The organism is Asinibacterium sp. OR53 (assembly GCF_000515315.1).
Lineage (GTDB): Bacteria > Bacteroidota > Bacteroidia > Chitinophagales > Chitinophagaceae > Sediminibacterium.
Genome location: NZ_KI911562.1, coordinates 1,547,016 through 1,572,564, shown reverse-complemented (window position 1 = coordinate 1,572,564; position 25,549 = coordinate 1,547,016). Strand labels below are relative to the sequence as shown.

The window sequence follows — 25,549 nt, the reverse complement described above, 5'->3', positions numbered from 1 at the left end:
GCCGCGACAAAACTAGATTTTTCGCTGAATGTTAACTGATGCGTTCGTTTCTACTTTTTATTTTTTAATATGATATGATTATCAATTTATTATGCAAAAATGACTGCAGCAGGGGGTTATGGAAAATTAAGCGAAACCCTTTGCTGCATTGCATTTTGTCAATTTCTGAAAACTGTGAATACACTGCAACTGCAGAAAACAATAAAATTTGGCTAGAACCCTTTATCATAAAGGGATACAGGTAATCGAAATTCAGAAAATGATAAAAATATTAGTATTTAAAATTATAAAAAAGAGTGTTTTTGTACCGCTTCGATCTTCTTTTTATCAATCACCTTCGCATAGATTTCGGTTGTTTTCAGGTGTCGATGTCCTAACAGTTTACTGACCGTGTAAATATCAGTATCCATAGAAAGCTGCAACGTTGCAAAAGTGTGTCTCGCACAGTGGAAAGTGATTTTCTTATTGATTCCAGCCCTGTTGATCCAGTCCTGTAGTTGTTTATTCATGTGGGTGTGGTAACACAGGTCTTTAAATACCGCTGTGTTCATATCCAGTTTCTCTCCCAGTATTTTTACCGCCTGATCTGATAATGGTAATATCTCTGCCGCCTTTGTCTTCTTCTGTACATATTCAAGACTCCATCCACCATTCTCTGTATACCGTATTTTGTTCCAACACAGGTTCTTTACATCACTCCATCTCAAACCTGTTAATGCACTGAACAGGAACGCTTTCTTGAGCAATGAATTATCACACTGCGTTCCAGCCAATGTCTGTAATTCCTCCAAAGTCAGGTACTGGCGGTGTGATTCTCCCGGTTTTAATCCCTTTACACGAGTACTGGGGTTTTCTTTGATCATTTTGTTCATGTATGCTTCCCGCAATGCTGCTTTTACTTTGTTATAATACGAGAGGGAAGAGTTTGCTCCCAGTTTACCGGTTCCCCGTCTTACGATATTACCCTGCAGGTATTGTTTGAACCCTTCGAGGAAGTTTTCATCGATCTGATCCAGCGTATACTCCTTTCTTCCAGTATATGTCTTCAGATGTTCGTAAGCACTCTGCCAGTTACCATAATTACCGTTGGAATCTTCCCGCTTCCTGTCAGCCAGTTTCTTAAAATAATCAAGGAAACCAACCTTACCTTTTATACTGCTTACAAACCCATGACCAGTTGTTTGATGGTCTAATACCCGTTGCGCTTTGACAGATTCCGCCAGCAGCATGGTTTCTTTGTTGTGGTCTTTTTCAATGTTTGTCTTTGGGTTCTCGTAAACGTGAAGGTTAAGCCATTCATATTGAACCTTTGCTCCTGGTCTGGGGATGCACGTCAAGTACAAGCTGGCCATTTGTTTTTTACCTTTTTTTTCATTTTCGGTGGATAACCGACCTACCCTCTTCCTAAGATGGACTTTCATACTGTTTTTACGTTTTCTGTTACTAAATGATGGACTAACCATCCGATTAGTAACTGGAACTACCAACAGTAACCACTGTTTTTGCGGGTTGTTATTTTCCAATACCCCAAAAGGTATTTTCTATACACGAAAATACCCGGTTCCTATACCATCAAAACTGGTATTTACTCTTCAAAACAGTGTTTAAAATCGATTTAAAACCGTTTTACGAGAGTATACACTGCATACTGGTGTATACAACCCAATAAATAAATCAATAAAAGATGCACACTTGCAATATTGCAATGTTGCAAAAGCGTAAAATCATGGTTTATAATGTGATCGCATGCTGTGAGAGTTAAAATTGTAGGGGACACCGGGTTGGGGCCTGCCCACCCCATTAAAATAATCGCGTTTTTTTCAAAGGATGTGTTGCTGAATATTGCAATGTTGCAAAAGATGCAAAATCATGTTTTACATTACGATCTGATGTCTCATAAGCTAACTCACAAGCACTTGCGGGGTTAGGGGCTACCCACCCTATCGAAATAATCTCAGATTTTTAAAGATGTTCGTTATTGGATCAACGCATCCAAATATTCACGTCTTATTAAATGTTTTTTTCCTATCTTAGAACTAATAATACGGCTCTCTTTTATCCACCTTCTCAGGGTTACATGGGTAATATTCAGCAGTGCGCTTGCTTCCGTTATCGTTAACAGTTCCTTTCCCACCAGCTCCGGGAAATTTACCTTTGTTCTTATCTTTCCTGTGATACTGGCTTCAATCTTTGCGATCTCCAATTTTTCCCGTCTTGCTGCATGCTTGTATGCCCTGCTACTGCATTTATTGGAGCAATACTTCGTTTTGGTTGTTCTGGCGATGAATTTACTGTTGCAGCACTGGCAAACTCTTTCAATATAGATGTTGCTACTCATTGTGTTTGGGTATTTTCTGTTTCAGTTACTAATCTGAAGTTCCTGTACCCAACCACCCACCACAACATTTTTTTGCCAGTTCCATTCCTTGTGTGATAGTGCAGTCAAAACCACTAATCATGCAACCTTTTGATTTACACCCAGAGTTTTACAGCCAACCCATTTGGTTAACTCAAGAAGAGAAAGAGAACCCAATGGCGGTTATTAAGCAGTTTTTTGAAGATGTGAAGCTGATTGAAGTACGCGGATACCTGAATAATCTGCTGGAGGTGGCGTTGACTACCCCGAATAATATCTATGATGACTCAAGGGAGAGGGATGCTGTCTTGTGTTTTATTAAGCAGTTGGAGAAGATGGTGGAGGCGGTACCTTTAATAACCTAAAAGAGCTTATTGGTCTTAACAGTTAACAGTCAGGTTCCCTCATCTAAGTAAAGTCGGTCCATATAGTTTACTAAAAGGTATTTTCTCTCTCACCAAAGAGTGGTTAGTATTTCTATCTGTAACAATACTAAATGATTTTAATGTTCTGCATCCTAATATATAAGAATTAATGGAACATTCATTATTAAAATCCCGTGGTGATCTGCCATTAATTGATCGAATAGTTTGCCCAATATAAAAGCCTTTCTTTTCTTTGTAATAGTCAAAAATTCTCGTTACTACAAACGAATCTAATTGGCTATTGTAGTCAAAATCTAATCCATAATCGGATACTGGCGATAATATTATTTTTTTTGTATTGAATTACCTAGAATAGTATAGGAGTCAAGAACAATTTTTTGAAGATCCGGAAGTTCATTACTTCTTGAAAAAAGTAGAATTGAATCAGAAAATGTAACGGAACGAACTTGGTTTTTGGACACATTTATTTTTTTAAGCTCATCATGATTTTCGGCAGAATATCCTTCTAACTGTTTAAGCATTCCTTTTAACGCTATTAATTGCTGCAAAACTTCGTTATGATCACTTCTTTGTACCATATCCTTAAATCCCATTATATCAAAAAAAGCAACAAACCGATCGCATGTTTTATCCCATTCTTTTTCCATTATAATACATTTTAAATCCGTTCAGATTACTTTAAGCAGATATCTTCAGCTAAATAACTTTTGAATAAGTACAGTTTTCATAAGAAACGATATTGTCACCAATTCTATTTAGCATGTCTTAATCTATTGTTGTCTTGAAAGACTTTCATTTGTTGTTACCAATAGAATCTGTCGAATGTCATATTTCACATAAAGCTCTCGTCCAAATTCGGTTATCCTATCCATCGAATTCTCCGCATTGTTATTATTCTCGTTTATGACTAATCCGCGTCTTAAACTGTCAGTAACTCTGGCATATTCATCAATGAAAAACCATCGGTTCTTATATGCAAAACTAATATTCAATATCCCTGATAATACATCACTAAGTCTATTTATCCGGTTTGCCAAATTTTGTGGTGAGTGCCAAGCTATTTCAGTTCCATTTGGTGAAAAAGAGTAATAATGATTTGACGATCTTACTCGTTCATGCGGAAAAATAGATATATGCGCGCGCAAAAAAGGCATCCCTCTAATCATTGTAACGCTCTGGGAAGCTCTTATTTTATGCTCAAGTTCATAGTAAAACGGATGAGTGTAATATCGATGATCCTTATCAAATAGTAATTGATTATATTCATTTTTGTCTAAAGTCAATGGCGCAACATAAAAGGCATAAACATTTGGAGTATGCGCCAACTCATAAAGAATATTATGCTGATATTCAGCGGCATTCTTTGCTAAATTATTAAGCTTAAAGTAAAGAGTAGGATTATGAAATAAATTATTCTGCTGTCGAAATCTCTGAATCCTCTTTAATGGCGATGGCGTCATATCAAATCTGGGAATAGGAGATAAGCCTCGTGCTACCTTAAATTGAATATAAATAGGGATTACATAATCAAAAATTTTGTCTGCGCCATAAATTTGTTCATTTGTATCAATTAACTGAAATGGCATTTGGCCCTCGGGGCTTATCCATCCAAAAAAAGTTGCAACATCAGCTTCGATTTGCTTCTCAGATAACTCGCTGTCTAATCTAAATTTTCTCATTCGTCTTGCTTAGCAATAAAACATACTAAATAGGCTCTATCAGGAAAGATATTTATGTGCTAGTCAAATCACCATACTATGCAATACCTATTCACAACATGCTGTCACTACACACATCGATAGGAATATTGAATTGGAGTTTACTTTGAGGGGGATTAACAAGTTGCGAATAAAAAATGATATATACAAGTTTTTTATTCACTTCCAGCCAATACTTTGCGTATCACCAGTATCTGTTTGTGTATCATACTGCATCATTGTTACCCATAATTTGTCTGCTATCTTCCAAATCTGTTACGAATCAAGAGTAGTAACGGAATAGTAACGGGTATGCGGCTACTAAAGGCAAGAAAGGGCAAGTAAAGGCAAATGAAATCCATTGACAATCAATGTAAACCCTGTAGAACATGGGTGGATAGTGAGGCGGCTATTTGCCGATGCAAAACTTAGAAAAGATGAAATCCAACTGATCTTCATTGGTGATCTGCCCCGTAATAGTACCCAGGTAGTGAAGACACTGCCGAATATCCAAGGCTAGTAGGTCACCGGGTACATGAGCATCGAGGCCTTGTTGTACATCGTTGAGGGCAGTTGCTAGCTTTTGTAATGCCTCATAATGCCGGGCATTGGTTACAATGGTGGCTTCGGTATAGATGTCGCCACTGATGGTGCGGGCCACCAGGGATTTTTTGAGCGCATCTACTCCATTGTTCGCTTTCGCTGAAATATAAATAGCATCAGGGAAAGTTGTAAATGCAGCGGAAGCCTGCGTGTTCATATCTGCTTTGTTACCCACCAATAAATAAGGTATAGCCTCCTGCCTGAACTGTTGCACAATGGCTTCCAGTTCGGCAACAGTAGTATCATTCACATCAAAAAGATACAACACAATATCAGCCGCCCGCATTTTCTCCAGGCTCTTTTCTACACCAATGCTTTCAATCACATCATGCGTGTGCTCGCGGATGCCGGCCGTATCGATCAAACGGAACAAGATGCCATCGATGTTCAGCACTTCTTCTACTGTATCGCGCGTAGTGCCTGCGATATCGCTTACAATGGCGCGGTTCTCATTCAGTAATGTATTCAATAAAGTAGACTTGCCCGCATTGGGCTTGCCAATGATGGCCACCTGTACTCCATTGCGGATCACATTACCCAACTGGAAAGAATGCAATAGTTTTTGCACCGCCAGTGTCAACGTACCTATCAATGTATTGAGCTGCGAACGATCGGCGAACTCCACATCTTCCTGCGAAAAATCGAGTTCCAATTCTATCATTGCAGAAAAACGAATGAGTTGTTCCCGCAGCTCAGAAAGGTCTGAAGAAAAACCGCCCCGCATATTGTGCAAAGCCGCTTTGCGGCTGGCTTCGGTATTACTGGCAATGAGATCGGCCACTGCTTCGGCCTGGGCCAGATCGAGCTTGCCGTTTAAGAAAGCGCGCTGCGTGAACTCACCGGGTTTGGCCAGGCGCACACCATGCGAAACAATGGCCTGTATGATCTTTTCCTGCACAAAGGGTGAACCGTGGCTGCTGATCTCTATCACATCTTCACCCGTATAAGAACGCGGGTTTTTAAAAAGAGAGATCACCACTTCATCCAATACGGTAGCGCCGGTTTTGAGCAAACCTACATGCAGCGTATGTGAAGGCTGCTGCTGCAGGTCTTTGGAAGGGAACAATGCATTTACCACTTCAATGGCCTTCTTACCACTTACCCTTATCACGCCAATGGCGCCGATACCCGGAGGGGTAGCCAACGCCACGATCGTATCGTCCCAGCCCATCAGTTGTTGGCTCATGCACTTGTTCGTTTCGCCAAAAATAACACAAAATTGGGTGGGCCCACCTACGCTAAAGCTACGGTGGGCAAGCAAGCCAACAAAGAACCTCTCTAATTAATTGGCTTCGCGTAGATCGAATCCAATCGACTGGCGGTGGCGGTATGCTACCTTTCTTCCATTTTGCTCTGCTGGTACCCAATCGGGGCCTTTCAGTATTACACGCAACGCTTCTTCTTTGGTGCCATAACCTGGATCGTTCTCAGCTTTTACATCGCTGATCTTGCCGAACCTGTCTACCACAAAAGAAATAATCACGATATACTTTGCAGGAGGAGCACCATTGGAAACAGGCACATCGCTATTGAGGTTGCGCTCGAGGTATTTGCGCCAGGCTTGTTCGCCCCCATTGAATGAAGCCGGTATTTGTACTGAATAGAAGATCTTGTCCAAATCTTCGTCCTTGCTCTTGGGAGCCTCTATCTTACTTGTACCTTTTTCCACTGGCGGCGCTATGATATTATCATCCTTCGTTCCTTCTACAGTCATTGTTCCAATCTTGGTGTCTTCCAGCACCGCCATATCTTTCATTTCCTCTTCGGGCTTTACCTGGTCGTCCTGTACAATCTTGGGCACCACATACTGCGTAGTAGCCACTTTCTGCTGCTCGGGCTTCAGCGGCTTGATCTCTTCCAGCTTGGGTTCATCTGGTTTGATGTTTTCCAGCACCACTGTGGGGCCAACGAGCAGCACCGCATCGCTTTTCTTCTTTGCATGTGCCCAGATAGAGCCCGCAATAAAGAGCAAACAAATAAGCGTGGTCCCTCCCAATGCATACGTGATCCGTTTGTTGTAAGTTTTGCGCAGGTCATAAGCGCCATAGGCTTTGTTGCGTCCCTCGAACAACAGGTCGAGAAAATCGGCAGCAAGAATGTCTTTCTTTTCCATGATGTGTAGGTTTTTAAATGGGACGCCGCCCCAAAAAAATTCCACACAGGAAAAATTCCATAAACATTTCGCAAAAAATCATAAAAAAATCTCCCGTATTGCTACGGGAGATTTATATACTCGTTCGTAAGAATAAGTCAGCTTACTCTTCTGCTACCACGAATGTGATACCCTGCTTGTGGCGGTAAATCACATTACGTCCGTTTTGCACGGCAGGCTTCCAGCTCGGGCCTTTCTTGATTACACGTACCGCTTCGTCTTTGGTACCATAACCGGGGTCGTTCTCAGCTTTTACATCGCTGATATTACCCGTTTTGTCTACGGTAAAGGAAACGTACACAGTGTATTTGCCGGGAGGCGCGCCCTGCTCAACAGGCAGATCCCTGTTCAGGTTACGCTCCAGGTATTTGGTCCAGCCGGCAATACCACCGGGGAATTCAGCGGGTATCTGTACTACGGTAAATACCTTATCGTAGTCTTCTTCCTGCTTGGGAGCCGCTACCACACCGGTACCCTTGGCTTCAACGGGCGGTGCAACGATTCCCTCATCCTTGGTACCTTCCTGGTTGATGGTACCGATCTTGGTGTCTTGCAGTTTTTCTACTTCTTTGATCTCTTCTTCAGGTTTCACCTCTTCATCCTTCACAATTTTGGGAGGAGTGAACTTGGTGATCTCCACTTTCGGGGGCTCCTGCTTGGGCGGTGGCGGCGGTGGTGGTGGCTCAGGCTTTTTCTCTTCCTGCACCTTCTCCAGCTGCACATCCGCCTGCACTACCAATGAAGTGGTCTTCTTCTTGGTAGAGTTGGCAATAATGGAACCCGCGAGAAACAGCAAACAAACAGCTACGGTAGCAATGAGTGCAGTCACCATCCTTTTATTGTAGGTCCTGCGCAGCTCGTAAGCCCCGTACTCCTTGTTCCTGCCATCGAATATAATATCGAGTATATCCGCGGATAAAATTTTGTTTACGTCCATTATTATGGATTTTTTTAAGTAATACTTAGTTTGCTGCTGTTGGCGCGCTCGCTTTCTCCGATGCTACCACCAGCTTCTCTTCCACGTCGGTGATATCCACCAACGCATAACGCTTCAGCACGTCGATGGTCATCTCATCCAGGATATCCACCACGTTCCGGTAGGTACATTCTGAAGATGGCTTCAGGATGATCACCAGGTCCTTCTCAGGCGTGCGCGATTTTTTGTCGAGCAACACGTTACGGATCTCTTTGAAATTAGATGACTTGAAGTTTGAACCGTTGTTGGTCAGCTCGCCCTCATAGTAAAAGACGTTATTGTCTTTTCCCAGGAGCAGGGTGATAACACCGGACTGCTTCGCCTTATTTTGGTCTTCCGGCTTATCGGCATCTTTCGGTAAAAAGAGCCTCATGGCCGTAGGCTGACTCATCGTAGTGGTGAAGATGAAGAAAGTAATGAGCAGGAAGCCCAGATCCACCATGGGTGTAAGGTCAACCCTGGTAGACAGCTTCTTCCCTTTCTTGACCCCGGGGCCTTTTTTATGGCCACCGCCACTCGAGGTATCCATTTCTGCCATTGCGGTAGATTTTTTTAGTTAATAATAGTTCGCGGCAGACCTTAGTCTGAACGCTTCTCTCCTTTCATAACACTCTTATACAATTCAGACCCCTGGGGTACATTCTGCGGGTTCGTTACCATCTGGAACTTCAGGATGTCGTTTTTCTTGAATGCATCCACCACCCCTTTAAAAGCAGGGTATTTGGCTGCATTATCGCCCTTCACCAGGTAAGCCGGCGCGGTCTGCCCCATATAAGCATCACTTACCAGGCGCATCCAGGTGGTCATTTCATTATTGGTGGAATCCTTCGCAGGAATACCCGGTAACGCCGCCCCTTTACGCTGGTCGCTCGGTATTGCCAGGAATGATTTCAGGCCCGCAAGCGGCGCCCCGATGAAATCAGCTGCGGCAAAAGCCTTCACGTCCAGGCCCAGGTTCTTGGTGGTATTCAAGGTATTCGCTATGGTTTCTTTCTTTTGTTTATCATCCATCGAAAGAAATACCTTCCCGTCCTTGTCGATCGTTATCAGCACAAAATTCTTATCGGGAGCAATCTTGGCAGCCACCGAGTTAGGGGTGGTTACCGTAATGGCTTCAGCCGGCTTGAACTTTGTTGTTAAGATGAAGAACGACAACAGCAGGAAAGCCACGTCACACATCGCCGTCATGTCGATGATGGTACTCTTCCGTGGTAATTTGGCTCTACCCATTGTTAATTATTTATATTGATTATCACTAATTAAGATTCAAAATGCTCCGTTTTCCATACAAATTCCTGAGGAAATTATTCCTAAGGTTATTTGTAGTTGGCGGCGAAACTTTGAGTCAGTGTGAAACCAGATTCGTCAATACCATAAGTGATGGCATCGATACGGGTAGTAAATACGTTATACATGATGATCGCTACTGCTGAAGTACCGATACCCAGGGCGGTGTTAAACAACGCTTCTGAGATACCTTTCGACAGTTCGCGGGCAGCGTCTCCACCACCTTCATCACCCAGTGCAGAGAACGATTTGATCATACCCAATACGGTACCGAGCAGACCCAGCAGGGTTGATACAGACGCCAGGGTTGACAGGAACACCAGGTTCTTTTCCAGCATAGGCAGTTCCAGCGCAGTAGCTTCTTCTACCTCTTTCTGGATGTTCAGTACTTTCTGGTCGGTGCTCAGTTCTGCATTGCTGATCATCTCTTTGTATTTCTTCAGACCAGCCTTCATTACATTACCTACAGAACCTTTTTGCTTGTCGCACTCAGCAATGGCTTTGTCCACATCTTTATTAGCAAGATGGAACTGCACTTTGCGAACGAACTCGGCAATGTTACCGGAACCGGCAGCTTTGGTGATGGTAGTCAGCCTTTCAATAGCGAAAGTCAGTACAATGAAGAAACAACCGATCAGGATAGGAACGATGATACCACCTTCATACATTTTGGCAAATGTAGCAGAGGCTTTGGGTCCTTTGTGCTGTGGCCAGAAACCACCAGAAAGATCGGGTTGTGTAAAGTTACTCGGAGCACCCAACACAAAACGCCAGATGGTATATCCCAGAGCAATACATAAAATTGGCGCAAGCCATGAAATTGTGTTGGAGCCTTTCTTCGGTTGAGCGGAAGATGAGCTTTTTACAACAGCTGTTGCGATTGGTTTTGTCTCAGCCATGATTCGATTGTTTTTGTTTTTTAGAAATTACAGTTGATTTAAAAAAAAATGTCCTCGCAATTCTAATGAAAAAAGTTTTGAAATATCAAAACATTCGTTCAAAAGTTTCCTAAGGGGCCTCCAAATTAGCGGTTTTCCCGAAAACCACAAATTTGATCTTCCGGGGGCATTATCCCATTATTCAACCACTCATCCATTTCTTCACCTTAAAATTCCATTATATGGAATACTCGGCTATATTTAGCGGTCATTCTAAAACATTTATAGACATACTATTATGAGAAAACATTTTACCACCGTTTCTGCGCTGCTATTTGCCGTAGCGGCTTTGGCACAGCAACATCCAGACACAACCCGTGCCAAAGCTGGTCCGCCCGCAGTAGCGCCTGTCATCCCCAAACCCGGTCCCAAGCCTTATAAGGACATCATTACCGACAAGGCCATCACCAAAAAAGGACTGTTCACTGTTCATAAAGTAGACGATAAATTTTATTTCGAGATCCCCGAAAACCTGCTGGGCAGCGAGATCCTGGCCGTTACACGCCTGGTGAAAGTTCCCGGCGGCGCCCGGAAGTATGGCGGGGAAGAGATCAACCAGCAATCGCTCAAATTCGAGAAAGGTCCCAATAACAATATCTTCATCAGGGTGGTAACCCTGATCAGCTCGGCCGATTCAACCAACGTGATTTCCAAAGCTGTTAAAAATTCTTACCTCGATCCCATCGCCGCGGCATTCGATATCAAATCGCTGGGAAAAGATTCTTCCGGTTATGTGATCGACGTGACAGATTTTTTCAAAGGCGATAACCAGATCGTAGGCCTCGACCCCAACGATAAAAGGCAGTTCGGTCTCACCGGTCTCATGCCCGACAGGTCGTACATACAAAGCATCAACACCTACCCCATCAATACAGAGATCCGTACGGTGAAGACTTTCGGCGCCATCGCTCCTTCGCCCATGGGTATGCCATCCCCTTTCCCTACGCCTTCATTACCGGCCGCACGCAACGCGGGCGTTATTACCATAGAACTGAATACTTCTATGATATTGCTGCCCAAAGTGCCTATGCACCGCCGCCTCTTCGATTCGCGCGTGGGTTACTTTGCCGATGACTTCACCGTGTACAGCGACGACCAGCAGAAAGTAGACAACCAGACTTTCGCCGTTCGCTGGCGCCTGGAGCCCAGGCCCGAAGACATGGAGAAATACAAGCGCGGAGAGCTGGTAGAACCTGCCAAACAGATCGTGTACTATATCGATCCTGCCACGCCCAAACAATGGAGGCCTTACCTGATTGCCGGTATCAACGACTGGCAGAAAGCTTTTGAAAAAGCCGGTTTTAAAAATGCCATCGTAGGCAAAGAATGGCCCGAGAACGATACCACTATGAGCCTGGAAGATGCGCGCTATTCTGTGATCCGTTATTTCGCTTCCGATATAGAGAACGCTTACGGTCCGCAAGTGCACGACCCCCGCAGTGGTGAGATCCTCGAAAGCCATATCGGCTGGTACCACAATGTGATGAAGCTGGTGCACGACTGGTACATGGTACAGGCCGCTGCCGTAGATCCCAAAGCCCGTAAAATGAAATTCGATGATGAACTGATGGGTCAGCTCATCCGTTTTGTATCGAGCCACGAAGTGGGACATACCCTGGGGCTGCGCCACAATATGGGTAGCAGCAGCAAAACCCCTGTAGAGAACCTGCGCAACAAAGCATGGGTGGAAGCCAACGGTCATACGGCTTCTATCATGGACTATGCCCGTTTCAACTACGTAGCACAGCCTGAAGACAATATCTCTGAAGTGGGTCTCTTCCCACGCATTGGCGATTACGACAAATGGGCCATTGAATGGGGCTACCGCTATACCGGCGAAGGCGATGTGGAGAAAGACAAGCGCATCAACAACAAGTGGATCGTTAATCGCCTGGGCGCCAATCCCCGCCTGTGGTTTGGTGGTGAATCGTACAATACCGACCCGCGTGCACAAATGGAAGACCTGGGTGATAACAGTGTTAAAGCCAGCGAATACGGTATCAAGAACCTCAAGCGTGTAATAGCAGGACTGCCCGAATGGACCAAAGAAGAAGCCGATCGCTACGAGAACCTGTCAGACATGTACATGCAGGTAGTAGGCCAGTTCAGTCGCTATACCGGCCACGTGCTCAAAAACGTAGGAGGTGTGTACGAGACTTTCAAAAGCATAGAACAGCCCGGCGATGTGTACGAAGCCACACCCAAAGCCATTCAGAAAAGTGCGGTGGCTTACCTGAACAAAGAAGTGTTTGAAACACCCAACTGGCTGCTCGATAAAAATATCCTCAATAAGATCGCTTCACCTGTTGCCAATGAAAGGGTGCAGACCATCCAGGTGAATGCCCTCAATGGTTTGCTCGATGGCGCCCGGCTGTACCGCATGGTGATCGCCGGCAACCGTTACGGGGTGGCCAACACCTACGGCATCGATGAAATGATCGACGATGTGAAAAAAGGTGTGTGGAGTGAATTGAGCTCGCACAAACCCATCGACGCTTATCGCCGCAATTTGCAGAAAGCGTATGCAGATAAACTGATCAGCCTGCTGAATCCGAATGTTATCACTGCAATAACCGGCCTCACTTCATCCGGCGTTCAGATAACCACAACAGAAACCAGGAATACCGATGTAACATCTGTTGCGAGAGGTCAGCTCAAGGCTTTGCAAGCCGAGATCAACGCTGCCATTCCCGGCACTGGAGATCGCATGAGTAAGTATCATTTGCAGGATGTGTCTGAAAGGATCAAACGTGCATTGGATCCCAAGCAATAAATATCTGATCAGAACGTCATCCTGAGCACCCCTCGATTCGTCATCCTGAGCGTTCTTCGATCGTCATCCCGAGCGCAGCCGAGGGATCTGACCGAATGTTCAGCAGGTCCTTCGACTCGCTTCGCTCGCTCAGGATGACGAATCGAGGGGTAGCCGGGATGACGTTTAATAACCGGACATTTCTTTATATTGTGTAAAATATAACCGATGCTTGAACCATGGCGCACCGGCAAGGTGATTAAAATTGAAAATGCCAATTCTTCTACTCGTCGCTTCTGGATTGAAATTCCCGATGCCGCTTCTTTCGATTTCAAACCGGGCCAGTTCGTTACGCTCGACCTGCCCATCCACGAAAAGAAAAACAAAAGATGGCGCAGCTACTCCATCGCTTCTGCACCGGATGGCACCAATATTATTGAACTGGTGATCGTTTTGCTCGAAGGCGGCCTGGGCACCAATTATCTTTTCAACGAAGTACATGAAGGCAGCGAGCTGGTGCTGCGCGGACCACAGGGTGTTTTTACCCTGCCCGATCCGCTGGAGAGAGACCTGTTCCTGATCTGCACCGGCACCGGTGTGGCTCCCTTCCGTTCCATGGCTCATTATTTACATAAGCACAAAATACCGCACGGCGATATTCACCTCATTTTCGGCTGCCGCAAATTCAGCGACTGCCTATATCGCCAGGAGCTGGAACAATTACAAAAAGACGAGCGCCATTTTTACTACCATCCCGTTTTCTCCCGAGAAGAAAATGTAGGAGAAGGCGCTTATAAAGGCTATGTGCACGCCGTGTACGAATCCATCCTACAACAAAACAAACGCCCCGCCAATTTCTACTTATGCGGCTGGAAGAATATGATCGATGAAGCCAAGCAACGGATCGTTGCAATGGGGTATGAAAAGAAAGACATCCACCAAGAGCTGTATGGATAAATAGCTCCGTCATCCTGAGCGAGCGAAGCGAGTCGAAGGACCTGCTTCACATTCGGGCAGATCCCTCGACTCGCTTCGCTCGCTCGGGATGACGTTATGTTTATAAAGCGGCCTGCACGATTTCTTTAACCTTCGAAATGAGTATTCGTTCCTGCAACATGGAATCGCGGTGGCGAATGGTTACCGTGTTGTCTTCCTTGGTTTGATGATCGATGGTTACGCAGAAAGGCGTGCCGATTGCATCCTGTCTCCTGTAACGTTTACCGATGGCATCTTTTTCTTCATAGAAACATTTGAAATGCTGCTTGCATTCATTCATCAGCTCACGCGCGATCTCGGGGAGTCCGTCTTTTTTCACCAGCGGCAGGATAGCCAGTTTATTGGGGGCGATCTTAGCCGGGATACGCATCACCACGCGGCTGTCGGCAGTACCGTCTTCCTTGGTGAGGGTTTCTTCTTCGTAAGACTGGCTTAAGATGAGCAGGAACATACGGTCTAACCCGATAGATGTTTCGATCACATAAGGGATATAGTTGCCATAGGGCTTGCCGGTAGCTTCGTCTATATCATTATCGAAATACTGCTGTTTCTTTTTACTATACTCCTGGTGGTTCTTCAGGTCGAAATCGGTGCGGCTGTGAATGCCTTCCACTTCTTTGAAACCAAAAGGAAATTCGTATTCGATGTCCAGCGCAGCATCGGCATAATGCGCCAGCTTCACGTGGTCGTGGTAACGGTATTTTTCGGCCGGTATGCCCAGGCTCAGGTGCCATTGCAGGCGGGTCTCTTTCCAGTAATTGTACCATTCTTTCTGTGTGCCGGGGCGAATGAAGAACTGCATCTCCATCTGCTCAAATTCGCGCATGCGGAAAATGAACTGACGGGCCACGATCTCGTTACGGAAAGCTTTACCTGTTTGTGCAATGCCGAAAGGAATTTTCATCCGGGCTGTTTTTTGCACGTTGAGGAAGTTCACGAATATACCTTGCGCGGTTTCGGGGCGGAGGTAAATGGTATCGGCCTCTCCCGCTACAGAACCCAGTTGGGTAGAGAACATGAGGTTGAACTGGCGGATATCGGTCCAGTTGCCGGTACCACTGATGGCACAGACAATCTGTTGATCGGCGATCAGTTGTTTGAGCGCGGCAAAATCTTCTGCCGCCAGCAAACGGTCCATTTCAGCGATCAATGCGTCGGCTTCTTTTTCGGCGCCTTTCTCACGCAACGCATCGGCCTTGGCTTCCAACAAGTGGTCTACCCGGTAGCGCTTCTGGCTGTCTTTGTTATCGATCATGGGGTCGCTGAAATTATCTACGTGGCCGCTCGCTTTCCAGGTAGTAGGGTGCATGAAAATGGCCGCATCTACCCCTACGATATTTTCGTGCAGTTGGGTCATGCTCTTCCACCAGTAGTCGCGGAGGTTTTTCTTCAGCTCACATCCATTCGGACCATAATCGTAAACGGCGCTGAGGCCGTCGTAAATTTCACTGCTGGGAAATACAAAGCCATACTCTTTGGCGTGGGAAATAATTGCCTGGAATTTGTTCTCTTGTTGCGTGCTCATAACGCAGCAAAAATATGGGTTTTAGCCTTACTGCAATTTCTCATTATCCTTATGCCTGTTAGCATCGCGGATATGCTTCTTCTCGAAATTCTTTTGCAGCGCGGCGGTAAGGTCCACCCCTGTTTGATTGGCCAGGCAGATGAGCACCCAAAGTACATCGGCCATCTCATCGGCAATATCGCGGCCTTTATCCGATTCCTTGAAAGATTGTTCGCCGTATTGCCGCACCATCAACCGGCTCAGTTCTCCCACTTCTTCCATGAGGATGCCCAAGTTGGTGAGTTCGTTGAAATACCGCACGCCCACTGTTTTGATCCATGTATCTACCTGCTCTTGCGCTTCCAGGATTGTCATAATGCAATGTTTTAAGTTTTTTCTTTCGTCATCCTGAGCATTCACGATCGTCATCCCGAGCGCAGCCGAGGGATCTGCCCGAATATTCAGCAGCTCCTTCGACTCGCTTCGCTCGCTCAGGATGACGACCTTAGAACGACGTAGAAAATTATTCTTTATTTCTCGAATCGATGACAATGGTTACTGGTCCGTCGTTCAGCAACCGCACTTTCATGTCGGCGCCGAAGATGCCGGTCTGTATTTTTTTGCCGAGGTCGGTCTCCAGTTGTTTGATCATCTTTTCATACATCGGTATCGCCGTTTCAGGTTTAGATGCTTTGATATAAGAAGGCCTGTTGCCTTTTTTGGTGCTGGCGTGCAGCGTAAACTGGCTCACCAGCAATACATCGCCATTCACTTCTTTGATGCCCAGGTTCATCACGCCGTTCTCATCATTGAAAATGCGCAGGTTCACGATCTTGTTGCTGAGCCATTGGATGTCTTCTTCCCTATCGGCATCTTCAATTCCCATCAATACCAATAATCCTGTTCCAATAGCGCCGGTGATTTGTTCGTTTACCGTTACCGATGCTTCCGTTACGCGCTGGATCACAATTCTCATAGCTGTTACCGATTTTTATGCGAACTTTATTTTGATGAAGATAGACATTACACCGGAGATACAGTTTCAGACCGCCCGCAGTGGCGGCAAAGGCGGACAGAACGTGAACAAAGTGGAGACCATGGTAGAGGGCCGGTGGAATATCGATGCATCGCCGCTGTTCTCTGCCGAACAAAAAGAACAGATCAGGGAGCGGCTGCAGAACAAGATCACCGATGAAGGTTTGTTGCTGGTGAAATCACAAACAGAAAGATCGCAACTGGGCAATAAACAGGAAGTGATTCGCAAAATGCACCAGTTGCTGGCTTCCGCGCTGGTGAAGAAAAAGATCCGCCGGCCTACACGTCCTACCAAGGCTTCCAAAGAAAAAAGGCTGGATACCAAGAAACGCAATACTTTCAATAAAGACATGCGCAAAAAGATCAACCGCAACGATTACTGATGAACCGCTTTGCCAAATACTTTGCTTTTACCGGTTGCCTGGCCCTGTTGTTGTCTTTTACCGGCAAACATCCACAGGAACCTCATGTAGTAACCTTACGCTTTCATTCTGTAATAGGGAATCATCCGCTGGAACTAGGCCGTTCGTATGTGAATGCGCTGGGAGATACCATTGCCGTGCAGCGGTTCAAATACTATGTATCCAACATCGTTATTACTGATGCAGTTGGCAAGGATGTTTATTTATTTCCCCGGCGTTATTACCTGGTAGATGCGGAGGACAGCGCTTCTCAATCTATCCAACTGAAAATACCCGCACTACCCTTGAAGCAAGTACGCTTTACGTTGGGTGTAGACAGCATCCGCAATGTATCGGGCGTACAAACCGGTGCACTTGATCCATTACATGGTATGTTCTGGACATGGAACAGCGGGTATATCATGGCTAAACTGGAAGGCGTATCCAGCAGTGCGCACGTGCCGGGACAACGATTTACTTATCATGTGGGTGGCTTCAAAGCGGCGGACAATACCGCAAGGGCTATTACACTGGACCTGCCGCCAGGCACGGCACCGGTTGATGAGATCAACATTGCGGCAGATATCAATGCATGGTTCAAAGGTGGCTTTTTACTTAAGATTGCAGAGCACCCGATATGTCATAGTCCGGGTGGGTTGGCCGTACAAATTGCTGATAATTACAGCCACCTATTTTCCATTTCATCTGTTCGTTAATGAAGCTCAGTAAGACCATAGGGGTAGTAGCGCTGCTATTGGTTGCAGGCATCGCATGGGTTGCAGCCGATAATGCTTATTTCAGGCCAAGGCCTGTGAAGTTTACAGTGCCGGCCGGGTGGCCACAACCTGTCTATGATTTTAAAAGCAACCCGCTCACACAGGAAGGCATTGCACTGGGCCGCGAACTGTTTTACGATGGCCGGCTGAGCAAGGACGGTAATTTTTCCTGCGGTAGTTGCCACCAGCAGTTCGGCGCTTTCGATACCTATGATCACAACCTCAGCCACGGGTTCGACAACTCTTTTACCACCCGCAATGCGCCGGGTCTCTTCAACCTGGCCTGGCAAAAAGAATTCATGTGGGATGGTGGCATCAACCACCTCGACCTGCAACCCCTGGCGCCCCTCACGGCACCCAATGAAATGGCGGAAACCCTGGAGAACGTGATGGCCAAACTCAAGGCCGATAAAAAATACCGGTTACTGTTCAAAGCCGCTTTCGGCGATGAAACCATCAATACCCAGCGCATGAACAAAGCCATCAGTCAGTTCGTGCTCACACTGGTGAGCAGCAACAGCAAATACGATAAGGTAAAACGCGGCGAAGCCAGTTTCATCTTACCGGAACAACTGGGCTATGATATCTTCAAAAAGAAATGCAACAGCTGCCACACCGAGCCGCTGTTTACCGACTTTTCTTACCGCAATACCGGCCTCAAAGCAGACCCTTACCTCAACGATGTTGGCCGAATGAAGATCACCGGCAACCCGGCCGACTCGCTCAAGTTCAGGGTGCCCAGCCTGCGCAATGTGGCCCGCACTTTTCCTTATGGGCACGATGGACGTTTCTTTTCGCTCTCCAGTGTGTTTGAACACTACCGCAACGGGATGACGGTGATGCACAATACCGATTCATTGCTGCAACACAAGCTGGCCCTGTCGAATTTCGAGATCGGTCAGCTCACGGCTTTTCTCTATACCCTCACCGATTCCAGCTTCCTTACCAACCCGCGTTTTGCTCCGCCCGGTAGTGAAAACATTGGTAAAGCACCAGTTGATATACATCTGTAAGGCTCTGTTTCGTTACTTTGCATTTCCGTCATCCCAAGCGAGGTCGTCATCCCGAGCGAGCGAAGCGAGTCGAGGGACCTGCTGCGCACTCGGGCAGATCCCTCGGCTACGCTCGGGATGACGCAAAAAAGAAAATCATTTGAGCGGCATAAAGAAATTAGCGGGACAAACGATCTGGTACGGGCTCAGCTCCATTGCGGCCCGTTTCATCAGTTATTTACTCACACCTTTACTTACTTATTCCAGTTTTGTAAAAACGGCCGACTTCGGAAGGCAGAGTCTTTTGTATTCGGCCATACCGGTATTGAGCGTGATCTTCACGTATGGTTTTGAAACAGCTTATTTCCGGTTCTCAGGCAGAGAGGAATACAAGAAGAGTATTTACAGTACGTCTTTTTTGTCCATCTTCGTAAGCACTATCCTGCTTTCATTGGTGCTCTGGCAGTTCCGCACACCGTTTGAAAAAATTACAGGTTTTACCGATGTGCCGCTGATCATCCAGCTTACCATTTTCATCATCGCTATTGATACCCTGAGCCGTATTCCTTTTGCCAAATTGCGACAGGAAGACCGGCCCATGAAATATGCGTTCGTGAACATTACGGGTATCCTCTGTAATATTTTACTGGTGTGGTTTTTTGTGAATTATTGTCCGGCTAAGTATGAACAAAACCCAAACAGTTGGGTAAGCATTTTCTTTAACCCGGATCGTAATCCCATTGTGTATGTGGTATTAGCCAATCTTATTCAAAGTATTCTCACCTTGCTCCTACTCTCGAAAGAGATTCGCATGGTAAAACTACAGTTCGATACCCGGCTCTGGAAAGAGATGATGGTATATGCTTTGCCATTGCTGATCGTGGGCCTGGGTGGCATTGTAAATGAAACATTCGATAGGCTCATGCTCAAAGCATGGCTTCCCGGAACCGAAATATACCGCGAAGAGCAGGTAGGTATCTACAACGCCTGTTATAAACTCTCGTTGCTCATCACTCTATTTATACAGGCATTCCGCATGGGCGCCGAACCGTTCTTCTTCAAACAGGCAGAGGGACAGAACCCGCAACGCACGTATGCCCGCGTAATGAAATTCTTTGTAATTGTGATCACTTTCATGTTCCTGGCGGTGAGTCTTTTCCTACCAGTTTGGGAGAAGCTGATTGGTCCGCAATACCGCGTAGGGGTGAAGATTGTGCCCATTCTTTTGCTCGCCAATATGTTCCTGGGCATTTATTATAACCTCACCATCTGGTTCAAGCTGAGCAATAAAACCATTGCCGGCACTTATATCACGCTTACGGGAACAGCCATCACGCTCGCGTTCAATTATTTTCTCATCCCACACATCGGTTATATGGCGGGCGCCTGGGCTACTTTCCTTTGTTATGGTACCATGATGGTGATCTGCTATCAATGGGGACAAAAAGAATACCGCATCCCCTACGCCACTAAAAAACTGATGGCGTATATAGTGATTGTGGTGGTGTTATTCTTCCTGCACAAAGGCATTACCCTGCTCTATCCGAAAATCTGGTTTCAACTCATGTTGGGATTGTTATTGTCGGGCGCGTATGGTTGGTTCATTTTACAAGTGGAGAAAAAAGAATTCCAGAAATTACCTGTCATCGGTAAATACATTCATTAATTCACCCGTCATCCCGAGCGAGCGCAGCGAGTCGAGGGACCTGCTGCATATTCGGACAGATCCCTCGACTGCGCTCGGGATGACGTATCTTTGCTTCTATGGCAGAAGATCTCAGCATTGCACAGGGCACCAAACAGGAACAATACGAGTCGCTGATTCCCCAGATCAAAGGCTTGCTGGAAGGCGAGCCCGACCAGGTAGCCAACCTGGCCAATGTAGCCGCCGCACTGAAAGAACAGTTTGGTTGGTTCTGGGTAGGATTTTACCTGGTGAAGGGTGATGAGCTGGTACTCGGGCCTTTTCAGGGACCCGTAGCCTGCACGCGCATCCGCAAAGGGCGCGGCGTTTGTGGTACCAGTTGGGCGCAGGCCAGCACCCTCATTGTACCCGATGTAGAAAAATTTCCAGGGCATATTGCCTGCAGCAGCTTATCCAAATCAGAGATCGTAGTGCCGCTGTTTAAAGGCGATGAAGTGATCGGCGTGCTCGATGTAGACAGCGATGAACTGGATCAGTTCGACGAGACCGACAGGCATTTTCTTGAGACCATCGTAGCCCTGATCCCCTGATCAAAAGACCATTTGGCGTTTATTTCTTACCTTTGCGCCATTCATATACGCTTTCTACGCGACTTAGATTTCCTTCCGTGACAAAGTTCATCAAGTCAGAATAACGGACAAGGTATATACCACCTGATACCATTTTGGGTGTTTTTACAATAAATTTCATTCCATTGACATTTGATCAATTAGGCCTTATTGAGCCTATTCTTAAAGCCCTTCAGACCGAAGGTTACACAGAACCTACTCCCATCCAGGAGCAGTCTATTCCCATTGTATTGCAGCGCAAAGACCTCTTAGGCTGTGCACAAACAGGCACAGGCAAGACTGCCGCTTTCGCCATTCCCGTATTACAATTATTGCATGAAGACAGGAAAGCGGGCAATCACAACAAGGGTATCAAGGCATTGATACTTACACCTACACGCGAGTTGGCCATACAGATCGACGAAAGTTTTGCGGCTTATGGACGCCATACCGGGCTGAAACATACGGTGATCTTTGGCGGTGTATCGCAGGTACCACAGGTGAGTGCATTAAAACATGGCGTGGATATCCTGATCGCCACACCGGGCAGGCTGCTGGACCTGATAGAGCAGCAATTCATCAACCTCAGCCAACTGCAAATATTTGTACTGGATGAAGCAGACCGCATGCTGGACATGGGTTTTATTCACGATGTAAAAAAAGTGATTGCCAAAATACCGGCTAAAAGACAGACCCTGTTCTTCTCTGCTACCATGCCTCCCGAGATTGCTTCACTGGCCAATACCATTCTGAAGCATCCGTCGAAAGTAGAAGTAACACCCGTATCATCCACTGCAGAAACCATTCAGCAGTCTGTTTATTTTGTTGAAAAAGAGAACAAGCGTTTATTGCTGAAACACCTGTTGCAGGATGCATCCATCAAATCGGTACTGGTATTCGCACGCACCAAACACGGGGCAGATAAAGTAGCGAAGGACCTGCACAAAGCAGGCGTCAAAGCCGAAGCCATTCACGGTAACAAATCGCAGAATGCGCGCCAGCGGGCATTGACCAATTTTAAAAGTGGCGAGACCCGTGTACTGGTAGCCACAGATATTGCAGCGAGGGGTATTGATGTAGATAATCTTTCGCATGTGATCAACTTCGAATTGCCGAATGTTCCCGAAACCTATGTACACCGGATCGGCCGTACAGGCAGGGCCGGCGCGGCGGGCATTGCTTTTTCCTTCTGCGATGAGGAAGAAAAAGCTTACCTGAAAGACATCCAGAAACTGATTGGTATGAGCATCCCGGTTGTTACAGAACAGCCTTATGCCATGCACAATACTTCACTTCAAGAAGCGAAAAAGCCAGCGCCGGTGCAGAACGAACATCGGCCGCAGCGCAGGTCTTTCAGGGGTGGTGACAGCAGGCGATATAGTGGCAATAACCAGCAGCGGAGGCAGTATTAACATACTGCTGTGCCAAAAATATTTCGCCTAATTTAGTTGCATGACTAAGCGAACTATTTACCGCCTGCTGGCATGTTTCTGTCTTTTTTCTGCACAGGTACATGCCCAGACTGCTGATTATTTTCCCACAGCACAACAATGGGATCGCAGAACACCTGCTGCATTGCAATTGAACGAAGCAGGTATTTCCAAAGCCATTCAACTGGCCCGGGCGGGTGAGAGCAAGAACCCCCGCAGTATGGAGATCAACCATTACCGCACGTTTGGCAAAGAACCATTTGGTGAGGGCATCGGCCCTTTTGCCGAACGTGGCGAGCCAACCGGTGTGATCGTTTACAAAGGTTATATTGTTGCTACCTGGGGTGAGCCGCAGCGTTGCGATATGACACATAGCGTAACCAAAAGTTTTTTATCCAGTGTGGTAGGTGTGGCAGTTGACCAGGGGTTGATTAGGAATGTGCGCGACACAGTAGCGCCTTATGTTCCTCCTATCGAAGTTTTTGCACAACAACCCGTGAACAGGCCCGCCGAGTTGATTGGCCAGCCACAATTGCTGGAGCCCTTCAACACACCCCATAATCGTACCATCACCTGGGACGATATGCTGCGCCAGACCAGCGATTGGGAAGGCACATTATGGGGCAAACCCGAATGGGCCGACAGGCCCGACCCCGATCCCAACCAATGGATCCGTAAAAGGAATGCACCTGGCACTACTTATGAATACAACGATGTGCGGGTAAACGCGCTGGCGTTGGCAGCTTTAAGTGTATGGCGCAGGCCTTTGCCACAAGTGCTCAAACAATACATCATGGACCCCATCGGCGCTTCCAACACCTGGCGCTGGACGGGTTATCGCAATTCATGGATCGTGCTCGACGGCCAGCCGGTGCAAAGTGTGAGCGGCGGCGGGCATTGGGGCGGCGGTATGTTTATCAACGCATATGATATGGCGCGGTTTGGATTGCTGACCCTGCACAAAGGCAACTGGAACGGCAAACAATTGCTGAGCAGGCAATGGATACAACAGGCGCTGACACCCACACCTGTTAAAACAGACTATGGGTACATGAATTTTTTTCTCAATACCGATAAAAAATTCCTGCCCAGTGCACCCGCTACTGCTTTTGCGCACCTGGGCAACGGCAACAATGTAATCTATGTAGACCCCGAGCACAACCTGGTTGTAGTGATGCGTTGGATTGAAAGAAATGCAATGGATAACGTGGTGAAAGCCGTATTGGAAGCATTGCCCAACTAACGACTAAAACCCCTACTTTTGCGTCCCGGTGGGAGATCATTCCCGCTTTCTGCGGATGTGGCGAAATTGGCAGACGCACTAGACTTAGGATCTAGCGCCTTACGGCATGTAGGTTCGACTCCTATCATCCGCACCGATAGACTTTCAATCTCTTACACAAGACCCGCTTCGGTGGGTTTTGTGTTTTTAATACAATCCTAGATTCCCAATCGCCGGTATCGTTCATTGAGCACGTTCAGGTAAGCATCTTTCATTTCCCGGGACAGGAATGAGCGCTCGATCCAATCAAGTGTAAGCGCGCGTTTTCTTCCGAACCGACGGAATACACTCGTCACTTGTCGGGTATTTAACCCCAGCCCTTGCCCAAGCCGTTCGAAATGTTCCCTGTGCAACTTCTTCTTTTTTCCTTCCAGTGTCAAAGCCAGTTCTTCGCTGTCAACAGGGTTGGCGATGCTGACATTGAGCAGGTCGTAAGCAGGCGCAAGCTGCCATTGCCCTTGCGTATAGATCAGCGAAAAATTCTTTAGGTGCATATCGTTGTTGCCGGTTAGGAAACTGAAGACGGCAATCTCGAAAAAATACAATTGATCCAGCAACGTGTTATCAGAATAGGTGTTGATCGCCTTACCTATCTTTTCCATAGATCCCTTGTATTTGTCTACAGCTTCCAGGAGTTGGAACATGTCGAGCATGTGGATCTTTTCACCTTTTTCCGTACGATCGATCCGCCGGGTGATATAACACAATTCGCCTGTTTTCAACCGCATCAGGCTTGAAGGCACCACCCGTATATCAAAGGCCGCTGCGATGCGCATCGTTACGTGTTCGTTTTGCGGCATCTCAGGAAAATGATCGGATGGGGGTTTGAAAATATAATTGCCTCCCAAAGCACCTACAACCGTTAACCGGTTATATCCGCCTTCGGCAAGGGACTGCCGTACAAGGGTCAGCGAAAGTTTAGGTTGAACACCTGGTACGGCAATGCTTCTTGCTACTACCTGTTGTGCCAGCGAAGACATATCATCCAGTGTATAGTCGAACTGTGGCGCATCCTTTGTTCCGAAAAAATTGCTACTGCAATGGGCATGAAAATCACCTTCCGCTTCCGGCGGTAGTTCCTTATAACAATATAGACAACGCTTATTCATTGTTGACTTCGATCGGTTGAATACTGACAGCGCCTATGCAATTCCTGCAACAGGCCAGCAAGAGGCCCATGCGGTCATTGGGATTGAGCTTCCAGTTTTTGCTTGCAATATCCAGCAACCAGCCTTCTGGTATCAGGCCTTCAAAAAAAGCGAACAGGCGGTTAGCAACATAGGGCTCCGCTTGAAGTGGCATGGTAAGCGTGATGGGTGCTGCCGCCGGTAATGCCAGGTAAGCCCGGTCATAGCGGAAGATATATTCTCCCTCATCCGTCTCTGTGAGCGTTCCAGCCATGATGGTACCATATAGTACGGCCGCTTTTCTCATGTCGCCGGGTTTTCATTTTTTTCAGGCAGGTTACCGAGCTCACGGCTGCTGACCGGGGCCAGTTCATGCCCAAACATTTTAAGTACCTGGTTCACTTTTTCCAACTGGAGGGTTTCTTTCCCCTGCTCGATTTTGCGCACAACAGTAAGGGCTACGCCCGAGCGTTCGGCGAACTCCTGCTGGCTCATCCCCGTCTGCTTACGCCTGCGTTTGACAAATTCAGCTAGTCGCTCCATTTTTGTATTTATATGCTTAAAGATATAATAGTGTAAAAATAGCAATAATTATATTCAATTACA

The 25,549-nt window shown here is 46.5% G+C and carries 25 protein-coding genes, 1 tRNA gene and 1 pseudogene; 11 read left to right on the top strand and 16 right to left on the bottom strand.

All coding sequences use genetic code 11. From position 1 onward, the window contains the following. Positions 1–284: 284 nt before the first annotated feature. A complete protein-coding gene (locus SEDOR53_RS0107125) occupies positions 285–1,229 on the bottom strand; it encodes a site-specific integrase (protein WP_198018835.1) in 945 nt (314 codons plus the stop codon). Between the two features lie 746 nt (positions 1,230–1,975). Continuing rightward, complete coding sequence (locus tag SEDOR53_RS17340; protein ID WP_051416534.1) at positions 1,976–2,338, bottom strand: helix-turn-helix domain-containing protein; 363 nt, start codon at positions 2,336–2,338, stop codon at positions 1,976–1,978. A gap of 119 nt (positions 2,339–2,457) precedes the next feature. On the opposite strand from SEDOR53_RS17340, the gene SEDOR53_RS0107115 reads away from it, so the two are divergent. Then, positions 2,458–2,721: a hypothetical protein gene (locus SEDOR53_RS0107115; RefSeq protein ID WP_037360740.1), complete on the top strand. Its 264-nt coding sequence runs from the start codon at positions 2,458–2,460 to the stop codon at positions 2,719–2,721. A 344-nt stretch (positions 2,722–3,065) separates the two neighbouring features. On the opposite strand, the gene SEDOR53_RS0107110 is transcribed toward SEDOR53_RS0107115, so the two are convergent. From SEDOR53_RS0107110 to SEDOR53_RS0107075, 8 genes are all read right to left on the bottom strand, one after another. Further along, positions 3,066–3,389: a hypothetical protein gene (locus SEDOR53_RS0107110; RefSeq protein ID WP_026769105.1), complete on the bottom strand. Its 324-nt coding sequence runs from the start codon at positions 3,387–3,389 to the stop codon at positions 3,066–3,068. A gap of 123 nt (positions 3,390–3,512) precedes the next feature. Further along, entirely contained in the window at positions 3,513–4,421 is a 909-nt protein-coding gene (locus SEDOR53_RS0107105; RefSeq protein WP_026769104.1) for a hypothetical protein, read from the bottom strand. 427 nt (positions 4,422–4,848) lie between these two features. Then, positions 4,849–6,228: a tRNA uridine-5-carboxymethylaminomethyl(34) synthesis GTPase MnmE gene (gene mnmE / locus SEDOR53_RS0107100; protein ID WP_026769103.1), complete on the bottom strand. Its 1,380-nt coding sequence runs from the start codon at positions 6,226–6,228 to the stop codon at positions 4,849–4,851. Positions 6,229–6,324: 96 nt separating this feature from the next. Then, positions 6,325–7,155, bottom strand: a complete 831-nt coding sequence (locus SEDOR53_RS0107095; protein WP_026769102.1) for an energy transducer TonB — start codon at positions 7,153–7,155, stop codon at positions 6,325–6,327. A 142-nt stretch (positions 7,156–7,297) separates the two neighbouring features. Beyond that, positions 7,298–8,131 carry an energy transducer TonB gene (locus SEDOR53_RS0107090; RefSeq protein WP_026769101.1) on the bottom strand — a complete coding sequence of 278 codons (834 nt, stop codon included), beginning with the start codon at positions 8,129–8,131 and terminating at the stop codon, positions 7,298–7,300. 25 nt (positions 8,132–8,156) lie between these two features. After that, positions 8,157–8,708 carry a biopolymer transporter ExbD gene (locus SEDOR53_RS0107085; RefSeq protein ID WP_026769100.1) on the bottom strand — a complete coding sequence of 184 codons (552 nt, stop codon included), beginning with the start codon at positions 8,706–8,708 and terminating at the stop codon, positions 8,157–8,159. Positions 8,709–8,749: 41 nt separating this feature from the next. Continuing rightward, a complete protein-coding gene (locus SEDOR53_RS0107080; RefSeq protein WP_026769099.1) occupies positions 8,750–9,400 on the bottom strand; it encodes a biopolymer transporter ExbD in 651 nt (216 codons plus the stop codon). A gap of 86 nt (positions 9,401–9,486) precedes the next feature. Then, positions 9,487–10,356 (bottom strand): MotA/TolQ/ExbB proton channel family protein, encoded by an 870-nt coding sequence (locus SEDOR53_RS0107075; protein ID WP_026769098.1) that lies wholly within the window; start codon positions 10,354–10,356, stop codon positions 9,487–9,489. Between the two features lie 277 nt (positions 10,357–10,633). On the opposite strand from SEDOR53_RS0107075, the gene SEDOR53_RS0107070 reads away from it, so the two are divergent. Beyond that, a complete protein-coding gene (locus tag SEDOR53_RS0107070) occupies positions 10,634–13,168 on the top strand; it encodes a zinc-dependent metalloprotease (protein ID WP_026769097.1) in 2,535 nt (844 codons plus the stop codon). Positions 13,169–13,375: 207 nt separating this feature from the next. Then, the gene (locus SEDOR53_RS0107065) at positions 13,376–14,104 is read left to right on the top strand and encodes a ferredoxin--NADP reductase (RefSeq protein WP_026769096.1); all 729 of its coding nucleotides are present in this window, start codon (positions 13,376–13,378) and stop codon (positions 14,102–14,104) included. A 100-nt stretch (positions 14,105–14,204) separates the two neighbouring features. Here the strand turns inward: SEDOR53_RS0107065 and SEDOR53_RS0107060 are convergent, their stop codons facing one another. From SEDOR53_RS0107060 to dtd, 3 genes are all read right to left on the bottom strand, one after another. Next, complete coding sequence (locus SEDOR53_RS0107060; protein ID WP_026769095.1) at positions 14,205–15,668, bottom strand: glycine--tRNA ligase; 1,464 nt, start codon at positions 15,666–15,668, stop codon at positions 14,205–14,207. A gap of 27 nt (positions 15,669–15,695) precedes the next feature. After that, on the bottom strand, positions 15,696–16,022 hold the full coding sequence (locus SEDOR53_RS0107055; protein ID WP_026769094.1) for a nucleotide pyrophosphohydrolase: 327 nt from the start codon (positions 16,020–16,022) through the stop codon (positions 15,696–15,698). A gap of 148 nt (positions 16,023–16,170) precedes the next feature. Next, positions 16,171–16,623 carry a D-aminoacyl-tRNA deacylase gene (gene dtd / locus SEDOR53_RS0107050; RefSeq protein ID WP_026769093.1) on the bottom strand — a complete coding sequence of 151 codons (453 nt, stop codon included), beginning with the start codon at positions 16,621–16,623 and terminating at the stop codon, positions 16,171–16,173. A gap of 34 nt (positions 16,624–16,657) precedes the next feature. Here dtd and arfB point away from each other — a divergent pair. The 8 genes and pseudogenes from arfB to SEDOR53_RS0107010 form a co-directional block, all read left to right on the top strand. After that, positions 16,658–17,065: pseudogene (gene arfB / locus SEDOR53_RS0107045) on the top strand (alternative ribosome rescue aminoacyl-tRNA hydrolase ArfB); the annotation flags it as partial. Continuing rightward, positions 17,065–17,799, top strand: a complete 735-nt coding sequence (locus SEDOR53_RS0107040) for an MbnP family protein (RefSeq protein ID WP_026769091.1) — start codon at positions 17,065–17,067, stop codon at positions 17,797–17,799. The pseudogene arfB and the gene SEDOR53_RS0107040, both read left to right, overlap by 1 nt. Then, positions 17,799–18,872 carry a cytochrome-c peroxidase gene (locus tag SEDOR53_RS0107035; protein ID WP_026769090.1) on the top strand — a complete coding sequence of 358 codons (1,074 nt, stop codon included), beginning with the start codon at positions 17,799–17,801 and terminating at the stop codon, positions 18,870–18,872. Before SEDOR53_RS0107040 ends, SEDOR53_RS0107035 begins: the two co-directional genes overlap by 1 nt. A gap of 139 nt (positions 18,873–19,011) precedes the next feature. Further along, positions 19,012–20,517 carry a lipopolysaccharide biosynthesis protein gene (locus SEDOR53_RS0107030; protein ID WP_026769089.1) on the top strand — a complete coding sequence of 502 codons (1,506 nt, stop codon included), beginning with the start codon at positions 19,012–19,014 and terminating at the stop codon, positions 20,515–20,517. A 98-nt stretch (positions 20,518–20,615) separates the two neighbouring features. Beyond that, on the top strand, positions 20,616–21,086 hold the full coding sequence (locus SEDOR53_RS0107025) for a GAF domain-containing protein (RefSeq protein WP_026769088.1): 471 nt from the start codon (positions 20,616–20,618) through the stop codon (positions 21,084–21,086). A 164-nt stretch (positions 21,087–21,250) separates the two neighbouring features. Then, positions 21,251–22,516: a DEAD/DEAH box helicase gene (locus SEDOR53_RS17335; RefSeq protein WP_037360734.1), complete on the top strand. Its 1,266-nt coding sequence runs from the start codon at positions 21,251–21,253 to the stop codon at positions 22,514–22,516. 40 nt (positions 22,517–22,556) lie between these two features. Next, positions 22,557–23,777 (top strand): serine hydrolase, encoded by a 1,221-nt coding sequence (locus tag SEDOR53_RS0107015; protein WP_026769087.1) that lies wholly within the window; start codon positions 22,557–22,559, stop codon positions 23,775–23,777. Positions 23,778–23,828: 51 nt separating this feature from the next. Then, positions 23,829–23,910 (top strand) — tRNA-Leu (locus SEDOR53_RS0107010). Between the two features lie 64 nt (positions 23,911–23,974). Here SEDOR53_RS0107010 and SEDOR53_RS0107005 read toward each other — a convergent pair. Genes SEDOR53_RS0107005 through SEDOR53_RS17330 form a run of 3 tightly spaced genes read right to left on the bottom strand, consistent with a single transcriptional unit; the run spans position 23,975 to position 25,486 of the window. Then, positions 23,975–24,925 (bottom strand): HipA domain-containing protein, encoded by a 951-nt coding sequence (locus SEDOR53_RS0107005; RefSeq protein WP_026769086.1) that lies wholly within the window; start codon positions 24,923–24,925, stop codon positions 23,975–23,977. Continuing rightward, entirely contained in the window at positions 24,918–25,250 is a 333-nt protein-coding gene (locus tag SEDOR53_RS0107000) for a HipA N-terminal domain-containing protein (RefSeq protein WP_026769085.1), read from the bottom strand. The genes SEDOR53_RS0107005 and SEDOR53_RS0107000 overlap by 8 nt, the downstream gene beginning before the upstream one ends. After that, positions 25,247–25,486, bottom strand: a complete 240-nt coding sequence (locus SEDOR53_RS17330; protein WP_037360731.1) for a type II toxin-antitoxin system Y4mF family antitoxin — start codon at positions 25,484–25,486, stop codon at positions 25,247–25,249. Before SEDOR53_RS17330 ends, SEDOR53_RS0107000 begins: the two co-directional genes overlap by 4 nt. Positions 25,487–25,549 lie beyond the last annotated feature (63 nt).